This window comes from Bacillus sp. J14TS2, assembly GCF_018333015.1.
Classification (GTDB): Bacteria; Bacillota; Bacilli; order Bacillales; family Bacillaceae_C; genus Lederbergia.
Window position 1 is genome coordinate 165477 of the sequence record NZ_BORE01000006.1, and the last position, 14968, is coordinate 180444.

The 14968-nt window shown below is 38.3% G+C and carries 12 protein-coding genes; 4 read left to right on the plus strand and 8 right to left on the minus strand.

Translation table 11 applies throughout. The annotated features are described in order from the left end of the window. Positions 1-36: 36 nt before the first annotated feature. From KI375_RS10975 to KI375_RS10995, 5 genes are all read right to left on the minus strand, one after another. Positions 37-2547 (minus strand): ABC transporter permease, encoded by a 2511-nt coding sequence (locus tag KI375_RS10975; RefSeq protein WP_212973540.1) that lies wholly within the window; start codon positions 2545-2547, stop codon positions 37-39. 18 nt (positions 2548-2565) lie between these two features. Next, positions 2566-3261 (minus strand): 4'-phosphopantetheinyl transferase family protein, encoded by a 696-nt coding sequence (locus KI375_RS10980; protein ID WP_212973541.1) that lies wholly within the window; start codon positions 3259-3261, stop codon positions 2566-2568. Between the two features lie 629 nt (positions 3262-3890). After that, complete coding sequence (locus KI375_RS10985) at positions 3891-4799, minus strand: glycoside hydrolase domain-containing protein (RefSeq protein WP_212973542.1); 909 nt, start codon at positions 4797-4799, stop codon at positions 3891-3893. A gap of 215 nt (positions 4800-5014) precedes the next feature. Then, a complete protein-coding gene (locus KI375_RS10990; protein WP_212973543.1) occupies positions 5015-5479 on the minus strand; it encodes a GNAT family N-acetyltransferase in 465 nt (154 codons plus the stop codon). A gap of 462 nt (positions 5480-5941) precedes the next feature. Next, the gene (locus KI375_RS10995) at positions 5942-7990 is read right to left on the minus strand and encodes a catalase (RefSeq protein WP_212973544.1); all 2049 of its coding nucleotides are present in this window, start codon (positions 7988-7990) and stop codon (positions 5942-5944) included. Between the two features lie 200 nt (positions 7991-8190). Between KI375_RS10995 and KI375_RS11000 the strand changes: the two genes are divergently transcribed. Beyond that, positions 8191-8298, plus strand: coding sequence for a YjcZ family sporulation protein (locus KI375_RS11000; protein WP_082881265.1), 108 nt, complete (start codon positions 8191-8193; stop codon positions 8296-8298). Between the two features lie 93 nt (positions 8299-8391). Here the strand turns inward: KI375_RS11000 and KI375_RS11005 are convergent, their stop codons facing one another. After that, entirely contained in the window at positions 8392-8607 is a 216-nt protein-coding gene (locus KI375_RS11005) for a hypothetical protein (protein WP_212973674.1), read from the minus strand. A gap of 190 nt (positions 8608-8797) precedes the next feature. On the opposite strand from KI375_RS11005, the gene KI375_RS11010 reads away from it, so the two are divergent. The 3 genes from KI375_RS11010 (at position 8798) to KI375_RS11020 (ending at position 12160) form a co-directional block, all read left to right on the plus strand. After that, entirely contained in the window at positions 8798-9643 is an 846-nt protein-coding gene (locus KI375_RS11010; protein ID WP_212973545.1) for an MBL fold metallo-hydrolase, read from the plus strand. A gap of 364 nt (positions 9644-10007) precedes the next feature. After that, positions 10008-11966 carry an aconitate hydratase gene (locus KI375_RS11015; RefSeq protein ID WP_212973546.1) on the plus strand — a complete coding sequence of 653 codons (1959 nt, stop codon included), beginning with the start codon at positions 10008-10010 and terminating at the stop codon, positions 11964-11966. A gap of 17 nt (positions 11967-11983) precedes the next feature. Further along, positions 11984-12160 (plus strand): hypothetical protein, encoded by a 177-nt coding sequence (locus KI375_RS11020; RefSeq protein ID WP_212973547.1) that lies wholly within the window; start codon positions 11984-11986, stop codon positions 12158-12160. A 191-nt stretch (positions 12161-12351) separates the two neighbouring features. On the opposite strand, the gene KI375_RS11025 is transcribed toward KI375_RS11020, so the two are convergent. Then, positions 12352-13872 carry an ATP-binding protein gene (locus tag KI375_RS11025; RefSeq protein ID WP_212973548.1) on the minus strand — a complete coding sequence of 507 codons (1521 nt, stop codon included), beginning with the start codon at positions 13870-13872 and terminating at the stop codon, positions 12352-12354. A gap of 110 nt (positions 13873-13982) precedes the next feature. Beyond that, positions 13983-14927, minus strand: a complete 945-nt coding sequence (locus KI375_RS11030) for an alpha/beta hydrolase (RefSeq protein ID WP_212973549.1) — start codon at positions 14925-14927, stop codon at positions 13983-13985. Positions 14928-14968 lie beyond the last annotated feature (41 nt).

Here is a 14968-nt window from a genome sequence, read left to right on the forward strand (position 1 = left end):
GTTATCCCGTGTGACCGTCCGTAAGCTCCCACCGCTTTATTCAAACCGCAGGCTCTGGACAATATTCATTCGATAAATCTTTCTAATAATTGATAGGATGGAAAGCAGCAACAATATGAATACGACTGCAGATAAAATCAAAAACAAGTCGGTGTTAAATTGAAAATTGATTCTTAGACCAATGGCATACAAAAGTTTTGTCATAATGACATTCATGGCTAGGCTGCCTGCAAATCCAACCGCTACTACCGATATAAACGTCATAAATGTTTCAACAAGCAATACCTTCACCAATTGCCCTCTGCTCATACAAACTGAATATAAAACAGCATATTCTTGTTTTCTTTGAATAAAGGAAACAAGTAGATTATTAGAAATGCCGAGGATTCCAATCAACAAACCTAATAAGACAATAATCGTCATACCAAGAATCAATGTATCAATGGTACTTTTTTGTGTTTGTAAAATTTCATCGAACGTGTTGACTGTCATGTCAGAATCTGAATATTTATCATTAATCGCTTTTTTGAGCTTTTCTAGATCAGTTCCTGGAGTTGCCTTGATATTGATCTGATCCAAGGTTCCCTCAAAGTCTTTCTTGAAAAAACTTAAATTAATCAACGCAGTTGCTCTATTTTGGGAGAATCCTAAACTTTCCATCTCCCCTACTACAGTGGCCGTTACAGTCGAATTCTCACCATCTAATGGTTCAAGATTCGCATCAAGAGGCTGTAACTCGATCTTATCCCCCAATTGTAAGTCGAACCGTTCTAATTGGTATTCATCCAGAATAACCCCATCATCCGTACTTTTTAATTGTTCCTTCGCATCACCAAGAAAAGTAATACCGGAAAAGAATGAATCAAAAGAATCTAGATTATCAATCCCAATAACCCCAAATGCCTCTCCTTGACCACCGATTTCTGCTTCCGCTGTATCCACATACTGTGTGTATGTTTCTGATACACCATCTATCTCTTTTATATCATCATAATCCTCTATATCATCCTGCATCTCAGTGACGGCAATATCAAAATCCCTAACTAATGATTTGTTCAGGTACTGATCAATCCCATCCGCAATCATGCCAACAAGCATAAGCAAGACAAAAACGACAATAATCATATTAGAATTATTTGATGCCATTTTATTATTCCCTAAGTTTTTCACACCAAGTAAAAACTCTCCAGAACCAACGCGCTTAAATACAAGGTCGATCCCCTTTGATACAACATTGAGAAAGCTTGGCATCAGTAAAACAATCGATATAAATAAACATAGAATGGAAAGAATGCTTATAACAAGATCGTCCGTTCGATTGATGTAATATAACGCAAATGCACCAATAAGTAGAACAACACCAATGATAAAAGGAATAATTGAACGCTTTTGCGCAGTGTGTGTCGTATTAAGAATAATTTCCTTGAGTGGTTTTTTATTCATCCTGATAATTTGGAAATAGCTAATGATCGGCGGAAATAAAGTACCAAACAAGAAGGCAATACTTAAATAGGTTATATTATAGCTAACCTCTGTTTCGACACCGAATTCTTTATATTCATTAAATATATCTGCAACATATGGTAAAAGCGCGACTCCCACGGCAATTCCTAGAATACAACCAATCAAACCATAAAATAGAAACTCCATAGTTAAGATAAAATTGGTTAATTTCTTGCTGGCTCCGATGCTTCTAAAGGTACCAACAACCGGCATTCGTTCCACACCGATTAATTTTGCCAAAGAGATAATGATATAGGAACTGATCATAACAATCGTGATAATGGCTAACATCATCGTTGTTTCAAAAGTAGCTTCATCACGTGTATTGGCAGCAGTTGATTGATTTTGAATTTGAAAATCAGCATTGTCATCTTTTAATGATTCAATCGATTCACTAATCTTGTTTTCCGGTACAGATAAATAGGTAGTATTCACCTTATTTTTCGTATCAAATATGTCATTTACTTGTTCTTCGGTAACGGCAAGGGTAATCGTATCGATCTCCGAGAAAAAAACACCTCTCGCCTTCCCGATCGCTCCCACCTCATACTCGTATGTTTCTTCTCCAATTTCGACAGAGAGCTTATCTCCTAAATCAAGATCATACTCTGAGGCCGTATGATTACTAATAATGGCCATATCTTTTTCAAGCTTAAACCCATCAATTTGATTGATTTTTTCAACTAACCCACTTGCTTCAGCTTCTGCATCATCTAATCCTATTAAAGTGACATCTACATCTTCATTCGTCACCTTCGTTTCCCCTTGGGCAAATATCATGTCATTCCGTGATTCAATTGAAACATCTGTTGTGACTAAATCTTTCTTTTCATACAATGGTTCATCATCAGACTTCGAAACAATAATATTCGTATCTCCATAAGCACCTTTTAACATTGAGGTATATGTATTATTAATAATCTCATTAAGACTCAACCCAATAAACACGACTAAGGTTGATAATAAGACCGTTAGTAAGACAATCAATGTTCGGAATTTCTTTTCAACCAAATTAATCATAATATGCTTTATTACACTTCTCATAAAAGCCTCCTAGTTCACTTAAGCCCGATAGATAAAATGATCTATCAACTCATTTGATGATATAAATTCAATCTGGGCAAACTCACGCGATTGCCCGCAAACAACCGTTATATACTGTGGTGAAATATTATACTCTTGAAACCAAAAGGGGTCATTCATATCATTTTCTTTTAAGCTGATGTCTTGCTCTTGCACGACAATCGAAAATGAATCTAATGATCGATAGAGCCCTTTTCCCAAAGCTTTCAAATAACTTTCTTTGGCGCACCAAATCCGGAAAAAGGCTTCATTTTGTTGATCTCTCATCCTGTTGGTAATGTAATCAGCTTCAATATGTGTAAAAAAATGCTTGATAATCGAATTGTCAGCTGATTGAATCTTCTCCACATCAATCCCTACTGGTGTATGTGTTGCTATGGAACAAACAACCATATTCGCAGAGTGAGAAATATTAAAGTGAAGATTTGGATCATTCATACATACTGGTTTTCCATAATCATTTTCTGTAAAAATAATCTCTTCATTACGAATATTTAATTTCCTACTAATTAAAAATCGAACGACAAGTTCACCCAAAAGTGATCTTTTGGCATCCGCAAAATTTCTGAACCTCTCGATTTTCGCTCTTTTCTTTAATGATATTTTTCCTTTGGCTAAACGAAAAGATTGGTCATCTATATGAGAGGCTATTTTTACAGCATAAACTTCAATCATTTTTACCTCTTACTCTCTCTAACTATTTTTCATTGTATTCAGAAAAAAATTTATTATCATTTCTTTTTCCCTCTTATTTCCTCTTTAAACCATAAAAACCTGTAATTGGAATGGTTTCCCAATATTTACCATACGGTATCCTTAACGAAAAAGTTTCACCTCGGAACTTCCTAATAGCCACTGAACAAGTTCAGAAAAATAAGCTTTATTACTAATAACTGTTTTACCCTAGATAAAAGTAATATCATTAGTTCACACTTCGGTCAATGGAGTAAAAATACAGTTTCAAACAAATTGTTACAAATTTCCCATTTGAAAATTTTCAATGAATATTCCGATAAGGTCTATTGCCCTTAATTTTCTTTCAATTTTTCGCTATCTGCTAAAGTTTTCCTTTTTTAATTGGTAATTTTTACCTCTCCTTTTTTGAAAAATAGGAAATTCTAATCATTTTTCATTTTTTTATCCCTGTTCTGCCATCCATAAATTCCCACTTCAAGACTAGGAAATTTCTAAGCAATCTAAGTGGAATTGTAAAATTTCGACTGATGGAAGCTTGTTTATTTTCCTGTATCTCATCTTTTCTAGCTACTACATAAAAAAAGACTGGTCTTAAAAATCTACCAGTCTTACCACAAATATTCGTTAATCTCAGCTTTGAACAGATTTGTATCAATATTACACTTCTCGGCATCAAGCCCATACTGCCACCCCAATAAAAAGCTTCCCTCTGGTGCAAACGGCTCATATTCTGGTGCCTTTTCTTTAGATGTAATTTCGATTTGAGGATGAGCTGACCAAATGATCAGTTGCTTCTCGATCTCCTTCCTGTCCTTTACAGCTTGTTCATATTCCTTGAATAAGGGCTGTTCTTCTGCAAAGACACCATAAATTCCGGGGTGATAAGAGGCGTCTTTTATTCCGTCAAACCATCCTTGGATAAACGCAGCATTTACTGGATACTCTGGTTCAATATCAGCAAAGATCGCTTTCCCTTCAGGGAGCCCAGCCTCTTCTGCAAGGGAAACGGCATGTTGAGCTAACTCAACACCATGATCATATCCCTTCGCTCCATCAAAGTGATTATAGATCGCCAAAACTTTAATCTCTTGCTCATGCAAATACTGGCTTTCCTCTTTCGTGATTCCCTGTGATACATCCTCTATAGTCCCAAGGTATCTTCCCCATATTTCTGGTTTTCCGAAATGTTGATTGACACAAACATAAACTTCCTCTGTTGTGACACTTGCAGAATCTACACCCCAGATTACTTTTTCACTGTCTTGGTTTTTATTCGCCTTATCTTTGTCTTCAGTTTTCTCTTTATCTTTTTTGTCTTTCTTGTCTTCCTCTTTTCCATTGGTGTCCTTTTCATCTTGATTGTTCTGATTCTCTTGCTGTTCTTGTTCCTTATTTTGATTAAGGTCCTTATCAAGCTTTCCTGTTGTCCAATCCATATTGTTAATCATGAAAAAGAATAATGGAATCATCAAAACAAGTAGGATGACAGCTATGGAAAAATCACCTTTTTTCCCCATAAAAATCCCCCCTACTTTCCTTCATATGCTGAAAGAAAAGCAAGGGGGACGGCGAATCTCCAAAAAGCTTAAGATAAAAGGAAAACACAATGAACCTGAAAGAAGAGCTGATGTTGAAACACCTCCTGAACCCCAAAGTGTACTAGTTTCTGGGTGCCAGCCGCAGCATAGAAAAGCGCAAAAGACGTGCCCACCTATCGTACGAGTCAATCAATCTAGCCATCTAACATTCCTTTATAAGCTCCATTATTGGAATCTGGTATCTCGATAGCCCCTACCGTCTTCTGATAAAAAGCAACAGGGCCAGCTCCACCAATAATGGCATAAGCGTATCCCATATGCTTCATTTCAAGTAAGCTCAGTAATAGCAGTTCTCGCCCGATTCCTTTGCCTCGCGCCTCAATATCTACTCCAGTTGGACCGAAAAAATTCAAATAGGTAACATTGAAGCAGGCAAAACCTAATATCTTATTCCCTTCTATTGCGATAAGACAAGATGCTGGTGTTTGTGAACAAGCAACTTCACACTCACTCGCCCATTTTTCAGAAAAATGCTTCCTTACCCAATTCACCACAATATGTTTTTCCGGTGGGATGGGCCTGCGAATTGTATACGTTTTCTCTTCATCCATTTTTACATCAGCCGATAATCGATAAAGTGGTACTAAAAGATCTCCCATGTTCTTCCCCCTTTACGGCGTTTTCAAATTCCGCCTTACTCATCTTCTAATATAACATGAAATAGTTTTTATTTTCGCTTTTTTGTTATCGATAAAGTGAAACTTCAATCAGTGGGGGTTTTCTTTCATCCTCCACTGATTGTTAGTTGAACCGTACCCCCCACCTATGCTTCTCCGTATTCTCTAATGCCTTGAGATGGGAGGATTACTGCCAGTTAATGCGGGATAAAGGAGAATCTATTATGTATCCTAATTCTAGAGAACGTTTCTTATATTTAATGAATATGGAAAGAAGCTGGGACTTAGCGGAGGAAATATTCGTAGGCTTCTGCAGGAAGTAAGAGTTCGGTAAGCCCATGGAAAGCAAAGTATATTTCCAGAGCGGAGTATATGCACTTTATAAATTAAAGTTTTTCTTAGATGAAAACACTTTTGTCCCTAGCATCTCCCGTAGTGGCATAATTATGTCCGATCCCAAAAGCGTTGCGTCGCGATCGCTGTAATAAATTCCTCTCCAAAGTTAGGATTATTCTCGGCAAAAACGACACCTGATGAAGCTTTAATTTGAAACTGAGACTGTGCCATTATTGCAACGCCAATTGGTTTATAATGGCTGTATGCATCTCTTATAAAGGACATGACATCTTGGTGGAATTTCGCATCATTTCTAGCGTTTCCGCCAACGACATATAACGAATCCACCAAATAAGGACTTGTGGTGAGAAATGTTTTATCAACTTTAAGTTTTGTTCCATCTGCTCCAGAAACAGTACCCAGTTTTTCACTTACAATTTCTATAAATACTCCATTTTGCTTTAAGTAATTCAGAACATTGATGACCTCTTGACTGTTAAAATCATTACCTACCAATACACCTACTTTTTGAGTATAAGCATATTTTGGCGTATTGGCCTGACTAAGAGAAGGGTAACTTGTAGAAACAGTAACACTATCACCACTAGGCCTGACGACACCAATATTATCAGCGACGATATATGCCAGCTCTCTATCCACATTAACAAGTAAATCAACAACTTGCTGGCGGACAGATTCGCTTTTTACGCTCCCAACTTGATAACTTAATCCCTCGATAGTATGCTGTTTTTCAATGGGCGTCAAACTGTTCCAAAAGATTCGTGGTTGTGAAAAATAATCCTTGAACGAATCGCTTCTGGCTCGAATTTTATAGCCCTCTACTTTCTCCGGATAATCTGTATAGCCTCCTTCTTCTGGAGGCACCGTATATGGTGTGTTATTTGCTAGTGAATTTTGATGATAGTTCACCTTGTCAACATCAATTCGCTGTCTCATATAGCCTCGGCGCTGGTTATTATGAAACGGACAGAGTGGCTTATTAATTGGCAATTCAACGTAATTGGCGCTGCCAAGTCGATGTTGTTGTGTATCTCTATACGCAACTAACCTCCCCTGTAAGACAGGATCATTTGAAAAATCAATTCCAGGCACAACATTTGCAGGGTTAAACGCTACCTGTTCAGACTCTGTAAAGTAATTATCAATATTTCTATTGAGTGTCATTTTACCAATCATTTGAACAGGGACAACTTCTTCTGGCCAAAACTTTGCAGGATCAAGCACATCAAAGTCGAATTTGAATTCATCTTCCATCGAAATCAACTGAACACCTAATTCATATTCAGGATAAGCACCGTGATCAATCGCCTCTCTGAGATCACGCCGATGAAAGTCAGGATCAAGTCCACCAATTTTCAGTGCCTCATCCTGAAGCAGGGAATGGACACCTAGAATTGGCTTCCAAACATACCTCATAAATGTGGCTACACCTTGCTCATTCACAAATAAATACGTATTAATGGACCATGATTCCATCATTCGGTAACTTCTTAGAATGCCTCGATCAGACATGATCCACAGGACCATATGAAGTGCTTCATCGTTATTGGCTACATAATCCCAAAACCTGTCGTGGGCTCCGCTTGCCGTTGGGATATCATCAGCTTGCTTAGCTTGATATGCATGCATCGCGTCCGGAAATTTCATCGCGTCTTGGTTAATTAATACAGGCATGGCTATCGTTGTCAGATCGACATTTCCTTCTTCTGTATAAAGCTTAACACCCTGGCATCGTAAATCTCTTGCCGTATCATAAGACCCTTTAGCACCTTGTACAGTAGAAAAACGGATCGTTAATGGTGTCTTTTTCCCCGCTTCCTGTAAGAAGCCCGCTTTTGTCACATGTCTCATGGACTGATAACATTCAAACTCTCCATGTGCGCTGTAACCTCTTGCATGAACCACTCTTTCTGGTATTTCTTCATGAACAAAATGGGACATCTTTTCAAAGAACTCATAATCCTGACGTAAACTAGGACCACGTATACCGGCCTTTAATTGATCCTGATCCTGTGATCTTTTTTTCCCTTCCTGGGTCGTCATTGGCTTTCCCGCGTCATGTATACGATATTGATCTAATTGCTTCTGTTTAGCATCCGTTTTGGGCTTTTGGTTTCTAGATGGCTTATCATCCATGTTGTTATCACCCCTTAGTATTAAGGTTTTGCCAACTACATAATACATATGAAAATCTTTTAAATCTAGAACAAATGGCTTAAATTATTAACACCAGAGATATTTTTTATTAGAAAAAACAATTATCTAGGCATTTATCCTTCCAGCTTCATTTTATTTACATATGGTAATACTGAAAGATTTTTAGGAGGTGGAGTTGTATGTCTGAGGGATTTGGATTCGGAGGCGGATTTGCGTTAATTGTTGTCCTGTTTATCCTCTTGATTATTGTAGGGGCCGGTGGTTTTGTCGGTGGTTATGGATATTAATAAGCCAAAAATATAATAAAGAAAACTCGGATTGGAGAGAACTCCTGAATCCGAGTTTTTGTTTTAAGCCGCATTTCATGTAGTATTTTAACCTTATTGCATTTGAGAAGATGTGTTTTCAGAGCTTTGCTGACTGCCACTTTGTTGACTCATTCCAGATTGCTGCTGACTGCCACCTTGTTGACTCATTCCTGATAACTGGGGAATCATGTTTTGCAGTTGCCCTGCTTTTCCAGTCATCATACTATAAGCTACAGCTCCAACTCCAATTGAAGCAATAATCGGTAAAACCTGAACATTGCTTTTCATCACAAACAACATCCTTTCTATAGTGGATCATGCATAAGACTTAGAATCAACTACATCTTTATATTGACCCTTTTACGTAAAGTTTTACATAGAAGAATTAGCCAATCTTTTGTCAGTAACAGATTGAATGATTTTCAGTTAAAAGCTACACACTAAACAAGATTCACTTTATTTAAAGGAGGTTCTTTTATTGGACAAGGAACTGTCCTATGGAGCTGATTATAAATATATTCCTGCTACTTCTATTGGAAGTGGTGTCGGTCAAGAAGTATTATCGGATCTATATTGTTATACGGTACAAATCGTGAATATCGTCCTGGCAGGGCAACCGAATGATTCATCTTTTGTCTTAGTCGATGCTGGTATGCCTTATTCTGCTCCAGCCATCATCAAAGAGACGGAAAAACGATTTGGGGAGAATTGCCGTCCTGAAGCCATCCTATTGACACATGGGCATTTCGACCATATTGGCGCTGTGATTGAGTTAATCGAGCACTGGGACATTCCAGTATATGCTCATCAGCTGGAACTCCCTTTTTTAACAGGAGAAAGGGATTATCCAGAGCCTGATGCGACTGTTGAAGGAGGGATGGTGGCGAAACTATCGCCATATTTCCCAAATGATGCAATTCAATTAGGGAATCATGTTCAAGCATTGCCTGAAGATGGAAGTGTTCCGTATATGCCAGGGTTTCGTTGGCTGCACACACCGGGGCATTCACCAGGACATGTCTCCTTTTTTAGGGATGAAGATCGAGCACTAATCGCAGGTGATGCCTTTATTACCGTTAAGCAGGATGCTCTTTATAAAGTATTTACCCAGGAGCAAGAAATTAATGGCCCACCAAGATATCTAACAACGGATTGGAACGCCGCCCGTGAATCTGTTCAAAAACTCGCAGCTTTAAAACCAGATACAGCCATTGTAGGGCATGGTTTACCTTTACAAGGTGAAGCACTGACTAAAAGTCTAGAAAAACTAGTCAATGATTTTAATCAAATTGCCATTCCCGATTATGGAAAGTATGTAAATTAATACTCATTTAGGAGCTGTCAAAAAGAGTATTCGGCAACGAAAAAAGGGGCTGGGCCAAAAGGTATTTTCACCAAGAATGAGCCGAACTACCAAGGTGCATATACCCTCGCCCAGGAAATATACTTCGCTAAGGTATCGTCTTTGGAGCTTAATTCTTTTGTTATGTCCCAGTCCCATCTTTTTCAAATTCTAAGAAAATCGGCAAAAATGGCTACATGCCTGCGGGAATAGCACCAGCGGCAAGGGAGCCTCTTTGACGATTTTCAATTTTTGGGACGCCCCCTTCTTTATGTATATTAATTTTAAATATCCTCAAAATATAAACAATATAAGAACAAGAACGGATCAGGAGGAAAGACAAATCATGGCACTTACTATCACGCAAAAATTAATTCAATCACATTTGGTTTCAGGTGAAATGACGACCGGAAGCGAGATCGGTTTAAAAATCGATCAAACATTAACCCAGGATGCCACGGGAACGATGGTCATGTTGGAATTAGAGGCAATGGGCATTGAACGAGCAAAGACAGAAGCCTCTGCCCAATATGTCGATCACAATTTAATTCAGGTAGATAATAAAAATGCAGACGATCATTTATTTTTACAAAGTGCCACAAAACGCTTTGGCATTTACTATAGTAGACCTGGCAATGGTGTGAGCCATCCAGTCCATATGCAAAGACTAGCTAAACCTGGAAAAACACTTTTGGGTTCTGATAGTCATACTTGTGCAAATGGCTGTATGGGCATGCTAGCGATGGGAGCTGGAGGAATGGATGTGGCTTTAGCCATCGCTGGAGAACCCTTTTATGTCAAAATGCCACAAGTGTGGGGCATAAAACTAACCGGGAAACTTCCTGATTGGGTCAGCGCCAAGGATGTGATCCTTGAATTGCTTCGTCGTTATGATGTAAAAGGCGGAGTGGGAAAGGTCATAGAATATTACGGTCCTGGCGTTCAAACGTTATCTGCTATGGATCGTCATGTAATTGCAAATATGGGGGCAGAATTAGGAGCAACGGGGTCAGTCTTCCCTTCTGACTCTGAAATAAGACGTTTCTTGCAGGAACAAGGAAGGGAAGCTGACTGGATAGAATTACAAGCAGATGAAGAGGCAACATATGATTTACAAGAAGAAATCAATTTGTCTGACCTTGAACCGTTAATCGCAAAACCGTCAAGTCCTGGAAACGTGGTATCTGTTACAGATGTGGCTGGAACACCTATCTATCAATCCTATATTGGCTCTTCCGCAAACCCGGGTTACCGTGATTTCGCGATAGCTGCTGAAATCGTAAAAGATAAGCCAGTAGCCAAAGGTATTTCATTTGATATTAATCCAACCTCAAGACAAATGCTGACAGACCTAGTAAAAGAAAGTCATATCGCTAGTCTATTACAGTCAGGTGCGAGATTACATCAGGCAGGATGTAATGGTTGTATCGGGATGGGACAAGCACCTGCAACAGGAAGGAATAGCCTGCGGACAACACCGCGAAATTTCCCAGGCCGCTCCGGAACGAGAGAGGATAGTGTTTTTTTATGTAGTCCTGAAACAGCTGCTGCCTCAGCCTTAACAGGGGTCATTACTGACCCACGAACATTGGATTTCCCTTTTCCTAAAGTGAAAGAACCTAAAAAGCCTGCCATTGATGTCTCGCTATTGGATCCCCCCTTGCCACCCGATGACGCCAAACAAGTGGAATTACACAAAGGCCCCAATATCGCGTCGATCCCTGCTATGGATACACTTCCAGACCAAATGGAACTTCCTGTTCTTTTAAAAATGGGGGATAATATTTCAACAGATGAAATTCTTGCTGGTGGAGCCAGAGTACTGCCTTATCGAAGCAATCTGCCAGAGATCAGTAAATTCGCTTTTGAAATTATTGATCAAAGTTATTACACACGTGCAAAAGAATTAGTAGACCAAAGCGGGCATGCCATTATAGGTGGGTTTAATTATGGACAAGGTTCTAGTCGTGAACACGCAGCTCTAGCCCCTCGCTATCTAGGCATGCGCGTCGCTTTAGTTAAAGACTTTGCCCGTATCCATTGGCAAAACTTAGTAAACTTTGGCATATTGCCGTTAACTTTTTCACAACCAAATGACTATGATCTGCTCCAACAGGGAGATATCCTTGAGCTGAATGGATTACATGAAAAACTGCAAAATGGCAATGAGTTTACAATCGGAATTAAGGACAGACAAGAAAAAATCCTTGTACAACACTCCCTTTCTGTTCGGCAAATGGAAATCATGCTCCATGGAGGGATTATTAACTGGATCAAGAAAAAGCAGAACCAAACACTCATTTAATAGAGGAGGGGATCTTCATGACAGATCGAGAATTAACCTGTAAAGCCTGTGAAGGAAGAGGCATGTTAGCAGATGATGAAGGCTGGCAGTATAATTGCAGTGTTTGTCGTGGCAAAGGGATCTTGCCCGCTAATGAAGCGCGCCAATCAGCTGAAATCATGACCGTCGATGATAACAACCGATTATTGGACTAAGAAGAGCAAACGGCAAAAGAGGTTGGGATTTAAGTCTTTTCACCAAAGAAAAAACGAACTATTAGGAGTATATACCACGCTCTGGAAATATACTTCGCCAAGGTAATACATTGTTCGTTTTTGGAGTCTAACGCTTAATTATGTCCCAGCCTCTTCCAACTTTATGTCCTTAAACAGCGCTTGCGCTTTTTTTAATGCTCAACTGGAAATTTGATATGCACACATGTCCCTTTTCCTTCTTCACTTGTAAAGTGAATTGTTCCATGATGGTCTTCAATAAGTTTATAACAGATCATTAGTCCTAAGCCTGTTCCTTTTTCTTTATCTGTGTAAAAAGGTTCCTTTAATTTCTCTAACCGCTCTTGAGAAATGCCTTTTCCCGTATCCAAAATATCCATCCGAATAAAGCCATCGGAATAATATGTTTTAATTCGAATACTTCCTCCATCTGGCATTGCCTCGATCGCATTTTTTATAATATTGATAAGAACTTGTTTAATTTGTTTCTCTTCACAAGAAACCGCAGGTATAGGGGCTAGATTCCTTTTTAAAACAACATCATGAATCGTGGCCTCCGGCTTCATAAAGGTAATAACCTCTTGAATAATTTGGTTTAAATTTTCCTTTTTAAAACTTATGTTTGTTTGCGGCTTCGCCAACAACAAAATTTCACTCATGATAAATTCAATTCGTTCTAGTTCAGACAAAATAATATCACTATACTCACCTTTTGTCTTTTCCGATAACAATTGTACAAATCCTTTAATCGTCGTGAGCGGATTTTTAATTTCATGGGCAATCCCAGCCGCCATTTGTCCAATCGCGCCTAACTGATCCAGGTGTTTAATTTGATTATTCTTTTCTTTTAACTCCGTAATATCTCGCAATATACTAATATGCCTTTTGACGGTACCATCCAATTCTAGTATTGGCGTAATCTCAAATAAAAACCAGCTAATTTTACTTGTTGTACGATCAGTTATTTTAAGTTCCATCGTTCTATGACCGCGATTAGTACATGTGAAAAAATGTGATAATTGTTCCAATTTATCAATTTCAAACCGCTCACGCAATAATGTAGGATGATGGCATAGGGTAATAAGATCCGTCCCAAATTTCCTCTCAAAAGCAGGACTTGTATAAATGACCTTATTCTTTTCTAAATCAAATAGAATGATTAATTCATCAATATGTTTTGTAATATCAAGAAGCATTGTTTCTTCTGTTTCCAATGTTTCATTTTGTAATTCTACTAATGTTTTATATTCGTCAATTTCCGTTTGATCCTTAATAATCACCAAAATTCCTTTTACTTCTTCATCAGAAGAATATACAGGAGAAATTGTTAATTTTGCCGGAAACATTTGATCCTCATTTTTCCTTTGACGCAAAAGTTGTTGATAGACAATTTTCTCCCCTTTTAACACGCATTGAACCAATTTATAAAACTCATGTTGTAAATTTCTAAATGGGAATATAAGCGGTTTCCCTAATAGTTCTTGTTGTGTACAATCAAACATCTTTTCAAACGCTTGGTTAAGCAAAAGGACACGACCACTAAAATCAAGAATGACCGAAGCTTCCTCATAATGATCAAAAAAGGTATGACGCCATGAAATAGTGGCACGTCTATCCCAAAAATCTAAGCTTTCCTCAGAAAAATTTACAGATTGTTTCAATCGTCCGGATTTTTGTAAAATTAAGTACTCCAAACTCCCATCCCCACTTTCGACACTCCCTTTGAAAGCCGTTTCATTTTAATATGTATAGTTTATCAAATTTGAACAAAAAACGTAATATATTCTTAATCTAAATTTAATTGTTATGGATTTTTTCTATACGTTTCCTGTTTTAACCAGTCGAATATTAATTGATAAACCTCTAATTGATTCGTCTCATTTAAAAGTTCATGTCTACCTTGCTTAAAGAAAATGGTCTTAATATTATCCAAACCATTCTTCTCCCATTGTTTGACTACCCGATGCACACCTTTTAAAGCTTTGCCACCAACGGGATCATCTTCCCCACTGATGATAAGGATGGGAAATTTGGAAGGGACTTTACGAACTTGCTGATCATCGTGAATCTTTTCTAAACCGGTAAATAAATCATAGAAAAAACTACTCGTACAAATAAATCCACAAAGTGGATCTTCTATATATTCCTTTACCTTATGAGCATCACGAGTTAACCAATCAAATTCAGTTTTTTGTTGAGGAAATTTCTTATTATAAGAACCAAATGTGAGGCGATTTAGAAGTGGACTTGGTGATTTCCCCCCTTTTTTGTGCATTTCTCTTTTTGCTATGCTTTTACCGATCTTCCCTGCGATCCCAGGATCACCTGCTGTGCCAGAAATTATCGCTCCTTTAACAGCCTGAGAATAAGTTTGCATAAACCGTCTAGCTAGAAAAGACCCCATGCTATGACCAAACATATAGATTGGCAGATTCGAGATGTCTTGGCTAATTTCCCGATTGATGACATATAGGTCCTCTACCGCCCTTTCAAAACCATCCTGGGCGGCAAAATATCCTAAATGCCCCATTCTTTCTCCTGTACGTCCATGACCGCGGTGATCACTTCCATACACAAAGATTCCTTTATTAACTAGGTAGTGCGCAAAATGGTTGTATCGCTCAATATGTTCTGCCATGCCATGAGAAATTTGGAGAACAGCTTTCGGAGTTATAGTGGGGGACGTCCACTTCTTCATAAAAACTTCCACACCATCATCCATTCTCACCCATTTTGTGGAAGTTTCCATTCTTTTCACCTCCCAATTTGGCTCGCTTCTTTGTCATTTCT